Consider the following 16,008-nt stretch of genomic DNA (forward strand, 5'->3'; position numbering starts at 1 on the left):
CCGATGTCGTCGATGAACTTGCCGTCGCGCGGAGCGCGGGAATCGGCGACGACGATGCGGTAGTACGGGCGCTTCTTAGAGCCGTGACGAGCGAGGCGAATCTTGACTGCCAATGAAAACTCCTCCAACCATGCAGCCCAGACGGACTGCGACAACAGACAAACAGCTTGTAATAATACGCCAACGAATGGAGCAGGTGAAGGGGCGATGCCCAACTTCTTCGGTATATCCGCAGGCACGTTCACATATTACGCAAAAATCTAAGAAATACAAGGGTAAGAATCGATCGCCTAAACCAGATTGCTCCCTAGTCGCGCGGTTTATTCTGGCTCAGGAACTTATCTTCGCGCACGAGGTCGTCGCCAAAACGCGCAGCGCGGCCGAAGCCCACGGAGGTAGATCCGAAGCGCTCGCGCACGCGATCCACGGCGACTGAAAGATCTCTCCGGTCGCTCGCGACGGCACCGCGCTCGTCGAGGTCGCAGAAGAGGTCGGTCTGCACGGAACCCTGCTCGGCGAAGCCGGAAACGCCGATGCCGAGCAGCCGCACCGGCATGCCCGGAGACCAAATCTTGTCGAGCAGCTCGCAGGCCACGCCCACGAAGATGTTCTCGTCGTCGGTGGGATGCGGGAGGCGGCGCTGCGCGCTTCTCCCCTTACCATATGCGTAGTTCAGCTTCACCGTGACGGTATGGCCGGCGAGTCCTTTACGGCGCAACCTCCTGCCCACGGATTCACCGAGCAGCGCGAGGGCGGCCTCGATGTCGGCGCGCTCCGTGAGGTCGTGCGCAAACGTGCGCTCGTTACTCACGGATTTCACCTCGTCGGGCGCGTCGATGGCAGAGACGCTACTCTGTTCGCACCCGGCAGCGCGCAGACGCATCGCCTCGGCGTTCACGCCGAAGACCGAAGTCAGGCGCGCTGTGGACGCCGCAGCGAGCTGGCCGAGCGTATGGATGCCGATCTTTTTGAGCGACTCCTCCGCCGAGGCACCGATCCCGCTCATCGCGCGCACGGACAGCGGTTCCAAAAAGCTCGCTTCCGTACCGGGCGGCACCACCGTGAGCCCACGCGGCTTCATGCGATCGCTCGCGATCTTCGCGACCGTCTTGTTCGGCCCCAAGCCGATCGAGCAGGTGATACCGAGCTCGCTCACGCGCCTCTGGATGCGCCGCGCGATGTCTATGGGGTTTTCACGCGAAAAGCGCCCCGGCGTGATGTCGAAGAACGCCTCATCGATCGAGACCTGATCCACATAGGGCGTCTCGTCCGCGAGGATCGCCATGACCTTGGCACTCATCTCGCGATAACGGTCGAAGTGGCCGTGCGTCCAGATAGCATGCGGGCACAGGCGCATCGCCTGGGCAGACGGCATCGCCGAATGGACGCCGAACGGTCGTGCCTCGTATGATGCCGTCGAGACCACACCGCGCTCTTCTGGAAGGCCGCCCACGATGACAGGCTTCCCCCGCCATTCGGGATGATCAAGCTGTTCCACACTCGCGAAGAACGCATCGAGATCCATGAGCCCGATCGCCGATCCCCGCCAGTCACCGAAGAGCTCGAAGATATCGTATGTCGGCGTCGTGTCGCCCATGCGCCCCTCATCCGCCCCGCGTGGCTACTTCCCTCCCCATGATACCGCCTGGAGCCCCACTCCTCCGCGACACCCTGCGGACAAGCGCGTCACTTTGGGGACGGGTACGTCTGTGCCGAAAACGACACTTTGGGGACGGGTACGTTTGTGTCGTTTTCGGCACAGACGTACCCGTCCCCAAAGTGACGCGAGAAGCGGGGGCTAGACGAGGGTGAGATCGAGGGTGGGGGCGTCGCCCCAGAGCTTCTCGAGGCGGTAGTAGTCACGCGCTTCAGGCGTGAACACGTGCACGACAACCGAGCCGTAATCCATGAGGATCCATGTGCGCTGGTCGCGTCCCTCGATAGAGAAGGGATGCTCGCCATAGGCATCGGCGACCTTCTCCTCGATCTCGTCGATAATGGTATCGACCTGTCGGGCATTCATACCGGTGGCGATCATGAAATAGTCGCACACGTCGGAAAACTCCGTGAGGTCGATAACGACGATGTCCTCGGCCTTCTTGTCATACGCGGCCTGGGCGGCAGCACGCGCGACCTCCTCGGCCGAGACGCCGGCAGCGGAAAGCGACGCCGCAGCGCGCTCAATGGAGGCGGGCGTCGCCTCGTCGGCAAAGGCGGCGGAATCGGACACGGTGGGGTCGATTAAAATCTCGGCGGAATCTTCAACCTCGGAGTACAGGGAATCATTTGCCATGGGGCACCTTTCTAACGAGCTTGCTTCGCGGTAGAGGGCCGCGCGAGCGCATAGCGGTTATAGATTTCGATGGCTGTGGGGTACAGGTACCGCCCGGTTTCGAGCACATAGATGAGGCCGCGCGAGAAGCAGTAGAAGAAGAGCTCTTCGAGCGAAACCTCTCCCACCTGAGCGCGGAGCACGTCGGCATACTCACCACGGCGACCAGGCTCGATGGCATCGGCGACGAAGACCACCATATCGAGCGGCGTCATATCGACCGCCCCGACCGTGTGGCGGGCGATCGCTTGAAACACCTCGCCGGGAAGCTCGCGGAAGAGCTCCGGCAACTCGCGAGCCGCAACAGGTCCGTGCAGCAGCGGCGCTGCAAGCGTAGGCGACCCGGCAACTTCGATGCGATAGCGAATCGCTCGGCTCACGAGCTCTTCATCGGGAAGCACCTTATCCCAATCGTGGAGCAGGCCGGCAGCTGCGGCGAGATATGCATCAACCTGGTAGGTTTCCGCGAGCTCAGTTGCCGTCTTTGCGACGCCCAGAGAGTGCCGATGGCGCTTCGTCGCGTCCTTCATGCGCACAGCAAGTAGCTCCTCGATGCGCTCGAGCTCAGTCCGCTCGCAACCGGTAAACCCCAGAGAACATGCAAGGGAACCTTGTTGCCCGCGATCCTCGGAAGCCGTCATGACTCCGCTCCCCTTTCGATGACGTCGACGTCTTGGTAGAGATTGTTCTTCCGGATATACCCCACCACGGATTCAGACGTGAGGTAGCGCACGCTTTTACCGAGCGCAACGCGTTGCCGGATGTTCGTCGAACTGATTGCGAGCGCAGGGATCTCGATGTACCGGACATCGAACGGGTATCCAGATGCCTCGATTCGTACATGCGCCTGGGAGATATCGTAGCCGGGCCGCGTCGCGGCGATGAGCGTGGCAAGCTCGGCGATATCCCCGGCGTCGCGCCAGGAGACGATATCCAAGATTGCGTCGGCGCCGGTGATGAAATAGAGCTTCACGTTATCGGGATACTGCGCGCGCAGATAGCGCAGGGTATCGGCGGTATAGGTCACGCCCGCGCGATCGATCTCGAGGCGGCTCGTGAAAAACGCCTCGTTCGCCGCCGTGGCGAGCACGGTCATGGCATAGCGATCCTCGGGGTTCGTCACGTGTTGATCGAGCTTGAACGCCGGAGCCCCGGCTGGCATGAAGAGCACGAGGTCGAGGCCGAGCGCCTCACGCGCCTGCTCGGCGGTGACGAGATGGCCGTAGTGAATAGGGTCGAAGGTGCCGCCCATGATGCCCAAACGGTATGTGCGCGACGGATCGCGCCCGATATCGGGCAACGCGAGCGCGCGTGTTCCTTCCATCCCATCCACTCCTCGAAATCGATGAAAACCAGTCTGGCTGGATTCTATCAAAACGGGTTACTCGACGTCTTCGGATGCTTCCAGATCGTCGGCGCCCTCATAGGAGAACGCCCTGCCCACGATGCGCACCTCGTCACCAGGACGGCAGCCAGCCGCCTCGAGCGCGTCGTCCACCCCCATGCGCGCGAAACGATGCTGGAGGTAGATGATGGCCTCCTCGTTCTCCCAGTCGGTCTGGACAACGAGACGCTCCACTTGCGTGCCGCTGACGCGAAAGACGCCGGGCTCTTCGCATGCCACCTGGAAGCGTGCCTCGCGCTCGCGGCGACGGCGCTCCCAGCGCTCGTCGTACACGACGGGTTCGACTTCGCTGGCGAGCTCGCTGCGCAGCCGATCGACCATCTCGCCGCAAGTGAGCATGAGCGAGTTGAGTCCGGCTCCCGTGGCAGCGGACACCGCGAAGAACGGATAACCGTCCTCGCCAGCGGCCTTGCGGAGCGCGGCTACGCGCTCGGTCATACCGGAGACATCGCACTTGTTCGCGACGACGATCTGCGGGCGCTCGGCAAGGCCTGCCGCATAGCGCCGAAGTTCCTCGTTGATAACGCGATAATCCTCCACAGGGTCGCGCCCCTCGAAACCGCCCGTGATGTCCACGACGTGCATGATGAGCGCCGTGCGCTCGATATGGCGCAAGAACTCGTGACCAAGTCCCTTGCCCTCGCTCGCGCCCTCGATGAGGCCGGGGATATCGGCCACGACATAGGAGTACTCGCCCGCGCGCACCATGCCGAGGTTCGGCACGAGCGTTGTAAACGGATAATCGGCGATCTTCGGACGGGCAGCGCTCATGCGCGCGATGAGCGAGCTCTTGCCCACGGAGGGAAGGCCTACGAGGGCGGCATCGGCCATGAGCTTCATCTCGAGCTCGATCCAATGCTCCTGAGCCGGCTCTCCGAGCTGAGCGAAGGCGGGCGCGCGACGCACGGAGGTTACGAAGTGCGTGTTGCCGAGCCCTCCCTGCCCGCCCGGGGCGACGACGACGCGTTCGCCGTCGTGCGTAAGATCGGCGATGTCAAAAAGGGGTTCCATGGTATCTGGGTCGAGCTCTCGCACCACGGTGCCCATGGGAACCTTGAGCACAAGATCCTCCCCGTCTCGACCGTCTTTGCGCGCGCCCTTGCCATGGGTACCGCGCTCGGCGCGGAAGTGATGCTTGAAGCGGTAGTCGATGAGCGACGAGAGGCGCGAAGACGCCTGGATCACCACATCGCCACCGCGACCGCCGTCACCGCCGTCGGGACCGCCCTTCGGCACATGGGCCTCACGGCGAAACGACATGCAGCCAGCTCCACCGTCACCGCCGCGGACGTTGATACGGCATATATCTGTGAACTGAGGCATTTCACGCCTTTCTTTCAAAAAACGGGAGACCCCTGGCTTGCCAGGCGGCCTCCCGCAAAACGCATGCTATGAAGGGTCTGTTACGCAGAGGCAACAGGAAGCACGCTCACGCGATGCTTGTCGCTGCGCTTGTACTCGACGGTGCCGTCGATAAGGGCGAACAGCGTATCGTCCTTGCCACGACCCACGTTCGCACCAGGGTGGATGTGGGTGCCGTGCTGACGGACGAGAATCGTGCCCGCAGTGACGGACTGGCCGGCGAAGCGCTTGCAGCCAAGACGCTGACCGCGAGAGTCGCGGCCATTACGGGAGGAACCAAGTCCTTTTTTATGTGCCATCTCTTGTACCTACTCTCTCGATCGCTAGAGCTACTCAGCGCTCTCGGCCGGGGCGGCAGCCTCGGCGTCCTTGGTGGTCTTGCGGGGCGCGCGCGTGGTAGCCTGCACCTTGGTGATCTTCACCTTGGTGAGCTGCTGGCGATGACCCTTGAGGCGATGATAGCGCTTGCGCTTCTTGAACTTGAAGACAAGCTGCTTCTCGCCCTTGAACTGGTCGACGATCTCGGCCGTGACCTTGGCCTTGGCGAGCTTCGCAGCGTCGGTGACGATCTTCTTGCCGTCGTTCAGGAAGAGGACGGGGAGCTCGACCTTGGTGCCGACCTCGCCCTCGATCTTCTCGACGGTGATCACATCGTCCTGAGCGACCTTGTACTGCTTGCCGCCGGTTGAAACGATTGCGTACATGTGTTAGCCCTTCATGCATCTGGTAGTGCAACGACCGAATATAGTAGCAGCTACATAAACCTGCGTCAACGGGAATTCGCAGAGTCTCCGCAACCTGCTTGCGCCTACGGCCTGCCGCGGCCTCCCCTCTCGCTTGTCCTTGCTCGCTGCGGAATCGCTCGAGGGGAGGCCGTGGCAGGCCGTAGGCGCAAGATCGGTTAGGCGGTGCCTCGCTCACATGCTATAAAGAAATGTGAGGTTAGAGGGGGTTGAGGGGTGTCCGTCCGCGGCTTCTCCGTATTGGTCGGTGCGTTCTACCTCGTAGTGGTCGAACATTGTGAGCTGTTGAATGCCGGTGGAGACGATGCGGGCGTCGGGCTCGCCGCGCAGCACAGCGTCGATGGCAGCGATGAGGATCTCGGGGCGGAGCGCGCCGTCGTTATCCATACGGGTGGAGAGATCGAGGACGAACGTGCCATCCTCCCCTGCCATCACATCGAAGCCTTGAAGCGTCTTCCCCAGATCGAGCACCTTCTCCTTCTTACCGCGTGCATAGGGGATCTCCCCGCGCGCAACAACGGAGGTAAGGGCATCGAGCAGGCACTCAAGCGTGACCTCGCCCGCGGCACCGAACAAGCCGATGCGGTAGTCCGCACGCGTGATGAAGGCCGTGAGGGCGTCGGCGCGAACGTCGACGTAGCCCGCCTCCTGCGGGGCAAGATCGGCGGGAGCGGCCGCGCGCAGGCGCTCGAGGGCGACAGGCGCGGGCAGGAGCTCAGTGAGGAAGACGTCGAACCATTCGCAGGAAGACGAGGTGCCCACGGGCAGCGCTGCAGAGAACCCTGCGCGCATGTGTGGCGAGAAGCCCTGGGTAACCGCATAGGGCAGGCCGGCGCGGCGCACAATGCGCTCGATGGTATGCAGCACCTCGAGGTGTCCAAGGTAGCGAAGACGACCCTGCTTCACATAGCGCACGCGCAAGCGGAAGAGCAACTGTTCAGTCATGAGCGATCACCCACCAAGACGTTCTCGGCGCCGAGCGTGGGGCAGATGCCGCAACCCGTGCACGAGCTCCTCGTGCAGTCGTCCGTCGTCGTGCCCGCAAGGGCGCGCCGCCATTCGCGCAGCAAGAAACCGCGGGAGACACCAGGGCTCACATGCTCCCAAGGCAGGTGGACATCGAGTGGGAACTCCTCCTCCGCGACCTCGCGCAGATCGATTCCGAGCTCGGCGGCCGCCGCTTCCCAGCGCTCGAGCGAGAACTGGTCGCTCCATGCGTCGAAGCGCGCCCCGCGGCGCCATGCGCCCATGATGAGCGGCGCCAGGTCGCGTCCGCCGCGCGAGAGCACGGCTTCGATGAGCGAAGTCGAGGCGTCGTGGCAGTGCACGCGGATCGCGCGGTCGTGCACGCTCTCGAGTAAAAGCTTCTGCCTGCGGCACACCTCGGCATCGTCGAGCTGACCGCACCACTGGAACGGCGTGTGCGCCTTAGGAATGAAGACCGATACCGACACCGATACCTGGATACCACCGCGTTGACCCTTAGGTATTACCTCGCGTGCGATGGAAAGCACCCGCTCGGCGAGCTTCGCAATGGCGACGATGTCCTCGTCCCGCTCTCCGGGCAGCCCCATCATGAAGTAGAGCTTCACCCGGCGCCACCCCGCCTCGAAGGCAGCACGGCACGCGCGGTCGAGGTCGTCTTCGGTCACGTTCTTATTGATGATGTCGCGCAGGCGCTGGCTGCCCGCTTCCGGCGCGAAGGTGAGGCCGCCCTTCTTCTCCCCCGCCACCTCGAGTGCCATGTCGACGCCGAAGGCATCGAGGCGCTGCGAGGGGATTGAGACAGATACACCGGTACCCTCGAGACCGCGGTTCAGACGACGCAGGATCTCGGAGCAGCAGGAATGGTCGGTCGTGGACAGCGAGGTGAGCGAGACCTCATCGTATCCGGTTGCAGCAAGGCCGCGCGACACGGCGGCGACAATCTGGTCCGGCGTGCGCTCGCGCACCGGGCGGTACGTGATGCCCGCTTGGCAAAAGCGGCAGCCACGCGCACATCCGCGCAAGATCTCGATAGAAAGCCGATCATGCACGAGCTCGGTGAAGGGAACGATGGACTGCGATACGGGGTCGGTCGCGCCGAAATCGCGCACCACGCGCTTGTAGACGACATCTGGCACCGATTCACCCGCACGGGGTGCGGTAAAGCCATGGCGGGTGCAGGGCTCATCGAAGCGCACTTCGTAGAGGGAGGGAACATAGGTACCGGGCACCTGGGAGAGGGCGCGCAGAACCTCAGCACGCGAGGCGCCTGCATCGCGCATACGCTCGTGCGCGCGGACGACCTCGACGAGCGACTCCTCACCCTCGCCGATCAGGAACGCATCGAAGAAGGGCGCAATCGGCTCGGGATTATAGACGGATGGACCGCCGCCGATCACGAGCGGATCGTCCTCGCCGCGGTCCGCGGCAAGAAGCGGAATACCGGCAAGGTCGAGCGCCTCGAGGTAGTTCGTGGCCGCCATCTCGTGCGGAATATGGAAGCCCACCACATCAAATGACGCCACGGGAGCGGCACCCTCGAGCGAGAGAAGCGGCACGTGCGCTGCTCGCATGGCATCGGCCATGTCAACCCAGGGCACGTACGCGCGCTCACACGAGATGCCATCCTCACGGTTGAGCGCAGCGTAGAGGATGGCGAGCCCTTGGTTCGGCAGGCCGACCTCGTACACATCCGGGTAGATGAGGCAGGCGCGATAGGCCGCCTCGGCCTTCGCCTTCGTCCCCCACTCGTGATCGATATAGCGGCTCGGCTTCTCAACGCGCGCGAGCAGCGGCTCGAGTTCGGAAAAACGGTCTTCGTAAACGTAGCGCACGGGTCGCATCACCCCGCCTGGGAAACGGAGGCAGCATCCGAACCCATGCCGAGAAGCTCCCGCACGCGCTTGGCGGCTGCCGTGACGTGCTCATTCACCGGGCCGTAGTCGATCCCGCGCTCATAGGCGCTCGCGAGCACGCGGCCCATGCCATACGTCCCTGCGACGGCGATGGCGGCCTTCACGACGAAGGCTGCGTGGCCCGCGCTCTTGCAGGCGACACGGGCGACGCCGCGCAATGCGAGTCCCGCCGCGAGTACGCCGGCAACCTCATAGCCGCGCTCCGGTTCGAGTTTGTAGCCGAACACGGCGGAGAGCTGGAGCACCATACCGACCTCGGTGATCGTCATGACGGGAAAATCCGCGCCGGGAATGAACGCAAGCGCACCCGTGACCATATTGGCGAGCGCCGCGGAGGTGATGATGCGGTTCGCCGCCGCGATGCGCATGAACGAGAAGTTTGCCGCGAAGGCGACGTCCTTCTCCGTGCGGTCGAGGATCCAGCGTGCGAGGGCATCGAGCAGATACGTCGAATCCGTTGCCGCGATAAGGCCAAGCAGGGGCGTGTCGGTCTTGATGAACGGAACCTCCACGCTCGACTCGGCGATCACCACGACGGGTGCCCCGGCGACGATGAGTTCGCGCACAGCGCCCTCGAGCACCGCCGAACCGCATGAGAGCACGAGCACGACGTCGGTATCGGGTCGCGGTGCGACGGGCGCAGCCGTGAGCCGTTCCACGCGCACGAGCGCCGATGTGGTCTTAGGGACGAAGGCGTCGCGCACGCACGCCACGATCGCTGGCGAGGCGGTCTCATCGACGTACACCGCGACGCGCACGGGCGCATCCGTCTCCTTCTTGGCGCTCGCGCCCACTTTCAGCACGCGACCGAGGGATTCTACGGGTAGCCTCATTGCTGCTCCAATCTAGATTGACGCCTGGCGGCGGCGCCAGATGGATTGCACGATGCCGATGATCATGCACTGCACGATCATCGAGGAAGAACCGAAGCTGATGAACGGCAGCGGGATGCCCGTGATGGGCATGAGCCCGATGCACATGCCGATGTTCTCGAAGATCTGGAACATCCACAGACCCACGAAACCCACGCACGCGAGCCGATAAAAGAGCGAATCGCACTTGATGGCGATGCGAATAACAGAGAAGAGCAGCAGCGCGAAGAGCGCGAGCAGAACGAGCGCACCGACGAAGCCAAACGTCTCGCACAGAAGGGCGAAGACGAAGTCGGTATGCGATTCCGGCAAAAAGCCGTAGGACGACTGCGTGGCGTTGCCGATGCCCTTGCCGAAGAACCCGCCCGAACCTACAGCAATCATGGACTGCAACAGGTTATATCCAGCTCCCGATGTATCTGCCTCGGGATCTAGGAACACGAGCAAACGGTTCATCTGGTACTGCTTGATGAGTGAGTTAGAGTCGCCCACGACGCCATCGATGATGGAGTCCGTCGCGAGGATGATCGACACGAGGCCGATGATGATCGCGATGGTGGAGAGCACCCATTCCTTCTTGGCACCGCTCATCATGATCGTGATGGCACCGGAGAAGAACACGACGAGGCTCGATCCGAGGTCGCCCTGAATGATGATGCAGACGAAGGGAATGGCGAGCATACCGCAGAACTTAAGGTACTCGCGAACCGTATCGATCTTTCCATGGTACTGTGCGCCGATCGCCGCCATGAAAAAGACGGTCACGACCTTCGCGAGCTCAACCGGCTGGAACGTGAGGCCGATGATCGGGAAGCGGATCCAGCCCGTCATGCCCATCGCGTTATGCGAGAGACCGGGAACATAGGGCAAGAAGATGATGATGATGTCCGCAACAAGCAGAATCGTCGAGATGTTCGCGAGGTTCGAGAGGTCGATGTTCCAGACCACCACGGCCAGAACCACGCCGATGCCGATACCCAGAAGATGGCGCGAGAACGAGACATCGGGATTCGTGAAGGAAGCGGACCACATGACGAGCGTGCCGAAAGCGAGCAGGCCGATCCAAGCGATGAACACGCCGAGGTGCACCTGCGAACGGAAGCCGCCCTTCGCGGTGCTGATCTGCTTGTTCACCTTCTGCAGGCTCTTCGCTGAAGCCGTTGCCATAGATAGCCTCCCCTCTTTCTAGCGCGTGTGGTCTTCGCCGGACGGACTCAGGGTGTCGGGCGCATCGAAGATCTGGCCGAGCACGGTGCGCACGGCGTACACGGCCGACGAACCGCCGAAACCGCCTTGTTCGAGCACGGCTGCGACAATGTACTTCGGGTCCTCATAGGGCGCGTACGTGATGAACCAGCCGTACGGGTCCTCTCCCGCCTTCTCACCCGTACCGCTCTTGCCGGCGACCGTCACCGGCAGGCTGTTGAAATGCGCGGCGAGCGAGGCCGATTCCTCGTAGATCATACGCTTGAGACCGTTGTGCACGAGGTCGAGGTGCTCTTTCTCCACCTCAGCCGTGAGCCGCTCCTTCGAGCCGGTCTCGTTGTAGCGGTAGGCGTCTTCGCCGGCGCCATCGCGCGGGAGCGCGGACAAAAAGACGGGCGGGGGGGACTCCTTGCCGCCGTTCGCAAGACCCATGTAGGCACAGACCATCTGGATCGGCGTCACGAGCAAATCGCCCTGGCCGATGACGATGTTCGACATATCGCCCGGGTTCCACGCACGGTCTTGGTCGCTGTAATCTGAGAAGTAGGCTTCCTTCCACTCCGCATCGGGAACGCGACCCTCCTGCTCGCTCGGCAGGTCGATACCCGTCGTGGATCCTAGACCCCAGCGGCGGAACATCTCCTGTAAACCCTCAGGGTTGTCCTTGCTGTAGTAGAAGTCGTGACCGATATCGTAGAACACAGGGTCGCATGAGTAGACGATACCATCTTCAAGCGTCATCGTACCGTGGCCGCTGTGCAGCCAGCAGTACTTGCCGTATGCCTCGCCGTCGCCAGTCCAGTATCCGGTGCAATTCGTCGTGCGCGTGTCCGAATAGATGCCGTACTCAAGCCCTGCGAGCGCGGAGAGCGGTTTGATGGTCGATGCGGACATGTACTGGCCGTAGATGACGCGGTTGAGAAGCGGATTGCCGCTCTCCTCGCTGTTCAACTGAGACCAAGCGTCGTTCGAGATGCCGCCGATGAAGACGGATGGGTCGAAGGAAGGAGCGCTCGCAAGCCCTAAAACATCGCCATTCGTGCAGTCGATGCACACGCAGGCGCCGTTTCTCGCCTCGGGATAGCCGAACTGCTTCGAGATGCCGATGGCATATTCGAGGCCCTCCTCGCAGGCACGCTGGATATCGACGTCGAGCGTGAGCTTGATATCCGTGCCGGCGCGCGCAGGCACCTCGCCCACCTGGCCGGTCACGTTGCCACCGGCGTCCACGGTGACGGTTTGCTCGCCGCGCACGCCCTGCAACAGGCTCTCGTACTGCGCCTCGACTCCCGCCTGACCCACGACATCGCCCGATTCGTAGGTGATCGAACCTTCGGTCTGCTCGGCCGCCTCCTGCGCCTCGAGCTGCTCCGCCGTGACGGTTCCCGTGTAGCCGAGTACGTGGCAGGCGAGCGTGCCAAAGGGATATTCGCGTTCTGTGCGATCGACCACGTAGACGCCCTCGAACTCGCCGGCGTGCTCCTGGATGTAGGCGACCGTCGAGCGGCGCACGTCCGTCGCGATAGTATGCTGCGCCTGCGCGCCCTCGGTGTTGTCACGGATGTTGCGCCGCACGGCTGGGTAGGGCAGGCCGAGAACGTTCGAGAGATGCCGCACGAGCACCGCGTCGTCCACGAGGTCGCTGTAGGCGGTCACGGCGAGCGAGGGGCGATTGCGCACGAGCTCGACGCCGTTGCGGTCGAGGATACGCCCGCGCGGGGCAGCCGTGGTGACGACGCGCGTGCGGTTCTGCACGGCAAGGTCGCTGTAATAATCGCTACGCACCATCTGCATGCTCCAAAGCTTGGCGATGAGCGCGGTGAACATCGCGCCTACGCCCGCGGCGAGCAGGGTGAAGCGTCCCTTGTAGGCGAGACCAGAGGTGTTGCCCTCCCCTTCCGAGGCCCGGGGTCGCGTGCCGTTCTTCGTATCGAAGGTGAAGCGCCCAGAGTAGCCCCTAAGGAAGATGAGGGAACCGATGACGGCGGCAAGCAGCACGAAGCCGGCAATGATGACGAGCGTTTGCGCGTTCACGTGCGCCTACCTAGCGAAAGCGCCGCGCGCCACGCGGCTTCGAAGCTTGCTTGAACCTCGATCCGCCCGAGCCCGCGCGCGCACCGGGTCGCGAAAAGCTCCCGCCGCCGAGCGATGAGCCAGTCCCTGCCACCATGAGAAACGGTATGCAGGCGATGCTGGTGAGTATGGCCGTCATGAGCCCATGGCCGAGCGAGATGAGCAGGTTGCCCTCGGCTCTGAGCACCACGAGCACGATACCGTTCACGATCGAGACCGCGAGCGCTCCCGCAGCCGCCAACCGCAGCGAAGCACCAGAGAACCCGCTCGTCCCCGCGCCGCCGATCGACGAGAGCGCGAACGACGCGAGCATCGTGAGCAGCGCCATGAGCCCGACGGGTACGGTAGCTGTGAGGTCGTAGAACAGACCAGCGAAGAACCCGGCATAGACTGCCTGGGCACCATCGCCCCTAAGCGCGATGGCGAGCGCGAAGGCGAGCATGAAATTGAAGCGGCCGCCGAGAATCGAGATCTGCGGCGCAAGCGCGACCTGCAGCACAGCCGCAACAACGGCGAGAATAAAGACGATCTGATGGCGCTGAGGCGCGGTGTTCGCATACGGCATGGGCTCACCTACTCCCCGGAGCCAGAGGCATCGGAAGAAGCGCCGTCATCGGTCGAAGCATCTCCCTCGCTGCCATCGCCGTCGCTCGCATCCGCGTCTTCTCGAGTGCCACCCTGGGGATTGGCGTTCGCATCGGCGACGTCCTCATCGGTTGCGGTCTGGTCGCTCGTGAGCGAGGTGATGACGAGAACCTCCTCGTTGTTCTCGGTATCCGAGGAAGCGGGCGTCACGATAATCGTGTAGTACGAGGCGTTATCGGGACGGTCGACGGATGCGACCACACCGAGCGGCAGACCCTTGGGATACACCCCGCCCAAACCCGAGGACACGATGATATCGCCTTCCTGGACATCGGAATCGATCGTCACGAACTCAAGGCGAAGCGTCCCGTCGGGCTGCCCCTGAAGGATGCCCTGGGCGCGCGTGCTCTGCACCATGGCCGAGACACCGGAGTTCTCGTCCGTGATGAGGCGTACCGTCGAGGTGGTCGGCGAGACCTCGATGATCTGCCCGATGATGCCAGCGGAGTTGCACACGGGCATGTTGATCGCGAGCCCGTCGAGCGAGCCTTTGTTGATGGTCACGGTGCGCGACCAGGCGTCGCCAGACTCTCCCACGATGCGGGCGGCAGTCGATTGCAGGTTATACGTGGACTGCAAGCCGAGCAACCCTTCCAGGCGCTCGGCGGTGGCCTGCGCCTCGGTTAGCTCCGCGACCTTGGCCCGCAGCTCCTCGTTTTCCGCCTCGAGATCGGAGAGGGTCTCGGGCGAAGCGGTGAGGTTCGAGGCGACGTTGCCGATCGCGTTGAACGGAGAGGCGATAGCCGAACCGAGGTAGCGCACCGGCGCGGTCACGGTCATGACCATAGAACGGGCGCCATGGATGATGCCCGCTTCACCCTCACGGATGTAGAAAGTGAGCAGGAGCACCGAGATGATGCACAGGACGACGAACGGACGCATGCCGTTCGACTGCCTGCGATTGTTCAGGTTCGAAGAAAACCCTTGGGATCGCGGCACGGGTTATGCCTCCTATGCGTTCCCCTGCACGAAACCGCCGTCGAAGGCGTTCGCCTCGAGCACGCGGGCGCAGCCGTTCACAACGTTATCGAGCGCGGTCGGGCTCACGTTAACGGAAACGCCCGTCTCCTCGCGCAGCAAGATGTCGAGGCCGCGCAGCAGGGCACCGCCACCGGTGAGCAGGATACCGTAGTACATGAGGTCGGAAGCGAGGTCGGGTGGCGTGGCGTCGAGCGCATCCTTCACGGCCTTCGTCATATCCTCGAGCGGCTTCTGAAGCGCGCGGCGAATCTCCTCGCTCTCGATGCGCACGGTCTTAGGCAAGCCGGTGATGACATCGCGGCCGTTCACCTCGACGTCGAGCTCGTCCTTCAGCGGCACGGCAGAGCCGACCTTGATCTTGATGTCCTCGGCGGTGCGCTCGCCGATAGCGAGGTTGTAGGCATCGCGCACGTGCGTCAAGATCGCGCGGTCGAACTCGTCACCGGCAACGCGGACAGACTGCGAGACGACGATACCGCCCATGGCGATGACCGCCACCTCGGTGGTGCCGCCGCCGATATCGATGACCATAGAACCCGTGGGCTCTTCGACGGGCAGATCCGCGCCGATGGCAGCAGCCATGGGCTCCTCGATAAGGTACGCCTGGCGCGCGCCGGCAGACATCGTTGCCTCGAACACGGCGCGCTTCTCGACGGAGGTCACGCCCGAAGGAACGCACACTACGACGCGCGGCCTGGGCGTCCAGGGATAGCGCTTCTCACTCGCTTTGTCGATGAAGTAACGCAGCATTGCCTCGGTGACGTCGAAGTCGGCGATAACGCCGTCCTTGAGCGGACGGACGGCGACGATGTTGCCCGGCGTGCGACCGAGCATGCGCTTCGCCTCGATGCCCACGGCGAGGATGCGGTCGTCGTTCTTATCGATGGCGACCACGGAGGGCTCGCGAATCACGATGCCCTTGCCGCGCACGGAAACGAGGGTGTTCGCCGTGCCGAGGTCGATCGCCAGATCGCCGTCGTACTGGCCGAACAGTATATCCATCAAAGAAAACAACTTGGTCTCCAAGAACTCATCTGAGCGCGCCTCAGAGCGTGCATTCGCGTCGATTGGCGTCAAGTGTAGTGCAAACTGATGCCGCCCGCACAAGGCAGGCGGCATCAGCCGTCAAATTACACAAGCTATTCAGCTGTCCCATCGGTGCCAGAGGCGTCTTCCGCAGGGGTTTCGGCAGCAGCGTCGGCCTCGTCCGCGGTCGCGGAAGCAGCGTCGGCCTCGTCCGCGGTCGCGGCATCCGCGTCGGCGACATCGGACTCATCGCGCGAGACGCCATCGCGATGAAGCTCGATCGAGGCGACGGCCCAGCCGATATGGTTCGCCCCGCGCACGAACGAGACGTCGTACTCCGTGGTGGCGCCCATCGAAAGCTCCACCGAGACGAGCGCAGTGGACTCGGTCATGGACTGGTCCATGTTCGTGATGGTGGGCGTCGCGCCCTCGGGGATCGACGAGACGATCTGCGGGCGGGCGG

16 protein-coding genes and 1 pseudogene are annotated in these 16,008 nt (G+C 63.3%); all 17 read right to left on the reverse strand.

Annotated elements, in window-relative coordinates; all coding sequences use genetic code 11:
• Positions 1–113, reverse strand: a 113-nt coding sequence (gene rpsP, locus QZ079_RS03600) for a 30S ribosomal protein S16 (protein ID WP_297035258.1), incomplete at its 3' end; no start/stop codon positions are given.
• 194 nt (positions 114–307) lie between these two features.
• Entirely contained in the window at positions 308–1,597 is a 1,290-nt protein-coding gene (gene dinB, locus QZ079_RS03605) for a DNA polymerase IV (RefSeq protein ID WP_297035226.1), read from the reverse strand.
• A gap of 201 nt (positions 1,598–1,798) precedes the next feature.
• On the reverse strand, positions 1,799–2,293 hold the full coding sequence (gene rsfS / locus QZ079_RS03610; protein WP_297035230.1) for a ribosome silencing factor: 495 nt from the start codon (positions 2,291–2,293) through the stop codon (positions 1,799–1,801).
• An 11-nt stretch (positions 2,294–2,304) separates the two neighbouring features.
• Entirely contained in the window at positions 2,305–2,973 is a 669-nt protein-coding gene (gene yqeK, locus QZ079_RS03615) for a bis(5'-nucleosyl)-tetraphosphatase (symmetrical) YqeK (RefSeq protein WP_297035233.1), read from the reverse strand.
• Positions 2,970–3,656 (reverse strand): nicotinate-nucleotide adenylyltransferase, encoded by a 687-nt coding sequence (gene nadD, locus QZ079_RS03620; protein WP_291288739.1) that lies wholly within the window; start codon positions 3,654–3,656, stop codon positions 2,970–2,972. Before nadD ends, yqeK begins: the two co-directional genes overlap by 4 nt.
• 57 nt (positions 3,657–3,713) lie before the next feature.
• Positions 3,714–5,060 carry a GTPase ObgE gene (obgE, locus tag QZ079_RS03625; RefSeq protein ID WP_297035237.1) on the reverse strand — a complete coding sequence of 449 codons (1,347 nt, stop codon included), beginning with the start codon at positions 5,058–5,060 and terminating at the stop codon, positions 3,714–3,716.
• Positions 5,061–5,140: 80 nt separating this feature from the next.
• Entirely contained in the window at positions 5,141–5,398 is a 258-nt protein-coding gene (gene rpmA, locus QZ079_RS03630; protein WP_291288737.1) for a 50S ribosomal protein L27, read from the reverse strand.
• A gap of 30 nt (positions 5,399–5,428) precedes the next feature.
• Positions 5,429–5,803 (reverse strand): 50S ribosomal protein L21, encoded by a 375-nt coding sequence (gene rplU / locus QZ079_RS03635; protein ID WP_291288736.1) that lies wholly within the window; start codon positions 5,801–5,803, stop codon positions 5,429–5,431.
• Between the two features lie 213 nt (positions 5,804–6,016).
• Positions 6,017–6,787, reverse strand: coding sequence for a TIGR03936 family radical SAM-associated protein (locus QZ079_RS03640; RefSeq protein ID WP_297035241.1), 771 nt, complete (start codon positions 6,785–6,787; stop codon positions 6,017–6,019).
• Entirely contained in the window at positions 6,784–8,661 is a 1,878-nt protein-coding gene (locus tag QZ079_RS03645) for a TIGR03960 family B12-binding radical SAM protein (protein WP_297035245.1), read from the reverse strand. Before QZ079_RS03645 ends, QZ079_RS03640 begins: the two co-directional genes overlap by 4 nt.
• Positions 8,662–8,669: 8 nt before the next feature.
• Positions 8,670–9,575 (reverse strand): hypothetical protein, encoded by a 906-nt coding sequence (locus tag QZ079_RS03650; protein ID WP_297035248.1) that lies wholly within the window; start codon positions 9,573–9,575, stop codon positions 8,670–8,672.
• 12 nt (positions 9,576–9,587) lie between these two features.
• Positions 9,588–10,781 carry an FtsW/RodA/SpoVE family cell cycle protein gene (locus QZ079_RS03655; RefSeq protein WP_291288732.1) on the reverse strand — a complete coding sequence of 398 codons (1,194 nt, stop codon included), beginning with the start codon at positions 10,779–10,781 and terminating at the stop codon, positions 9,588–9,590.
• Between the two features lie 18 nt (positions 10,782–10,799).
• Positions 10,800–12,854 (reverse strand): penicillin-binding protein 2, encoded by a 2,055-nt coding sequence (gene mrdA, locus QZ079_RS03660; protein WP_297035252.1) that lies wholly within the window; start codon positions 12,852–12,854, stop codon positions 10,800–10,802.
• A gap of 10 nt (positions 12,855–12,864) precedes the next feature.
• A complete protein-coding gene (locus QZ079_RS03665) occupies positions 12,865–13,458 on the reverse strand; it encodes a hypothetical protein (protein ID WP_297035255.1) in 594 nt (197 codons plus the stop codon).
• Positions 13,459–13,466: 8 nt separating this feature from the next.
• Positions 13,467–14,477: a rod shape-determining protein MreC gene (mreC, locus tag QZ079_RS03670; RefSeq protein WP_291289880.1), complete on the reverse strand. Its 1,011-nt coding sequence runs from the start codon at positions 14,475–14,477 to the stop codon at positions 13,467–13,469.
• Between the two features lie 12 nt (positions 14,478–14,489).
• Complete coding sequence (locus tag QZ079_RS03675; RefSeq protein ID WP_291288779.1) at positions 14,490–15,521, reverse strand: rod shape-determining protein; 1,032 nt, start codon at positions 15,519–15,521, stop codon at positions 14,490–14,492.
• A gap of 137 nt (positions 15,522–15,658) precedes the next feature.
• Positions 15,659–16,008 (reverse strand): annotated as a pseudogene (locus QZ079_RS03680) (hypothetical protein); the annotation flags it as partial.

The organism is uncultured Enorma sp. (assembly GCA_905210055.1).
Lineage (GTDB): Bacteria > Actinomycetota > Coriobacteriia > Coriobacteriales > Coriobacteriaceae > Enorma.